We start from the raw sequence: 826 nt of genomic DNA, 5'->3' as shown, positions 1-826 counted from the left end.
CGTAGTCCATTTCTTCGGTGGTCATCGGAATCGGTGGCGGGTTGAACCAGACATCCACCTCACCGTGCTTCTGCACCAAGGCACGGGCGTTGCCCGGGTTGGTTTCCAGGTGCAGCACGCGGTTGGCGTGGGCGTAGAGCACCGCGTCGTTGCGCACTTTCTCCACCGACGGCAGGCGAATCACAGTCTTGTCGCGAGTCATCTTCGGGCTGGCCAGGATTTGCACAACCTTGGCTTCCTGCGGATCCTCAACCGGACCTTTTTCCTGCTCGATGGCGCAGGCCTGGGTGTCCTGAGTGTTCACGTACGGGTTGATGATCTTGTCGATCTTGCCCGGACGGTCAATGCGCGTGGAATCGACTTCGTACCAGTCTTTGGGCGTGTCGCGACGAATGAACGCGGTACCGCGCACGTCGGTGATGTCTTCGATCTTGTGACCGTAGGACAGACGCTGGGCCACCTCGACAATCGCACGCTCGGCGTTGCCGTAAAGCAGGATGTCAGCGCTGGCGTCGATCAGGATCGAATTACGTACCCGGTCCTGCCAGTAATCGTAGTGCGCGATGCGGCGCAGGGATGCCTCGATGCCGCCGAGTACGATCGGCACGTGCTTGTAGGCTTCCTTGCAGCGCTGGCTGTAGACCAGGCTCGCGCGATCCGGACGCTTACCGGCCATGCCACCCGGCGTATAGGCGTCGTCGGAACGGATTTTCTTGTCCGCGGTGTAGCGGTTGATCATCGAGTCCATGTTGCCGGCCGCGACACCGAAGAACAGGTTCGGCTCGCCGAGCTTCATGAAGTCGTCTTTGGACTGCCAGTTCGGCTG

Annotated in this window: 1 pseudogene; it reads right to left on the bottom strand. The window is 60.7% G+C overall.

The annotated features are described in order from the left end of the window. Positions 1-826 (bottom strand): annotated as a pseudogene (locus tag D8V06_RS21525) (YgiQ family radical SAM protein); the annotation flags it as partial.

This window comes from Pseudomonas sp. Sample_24, from assembly GCF_004307605.1.
Lineage (GTDB): Bacteria > Pseudomonadota > Gammaproteobacteria > Pseudomonadales > Pseudomonadaceae > Aquipseudomonas.
This window is presented reverse-complemented; position numbering and strand designations above follow the sequence as displayed.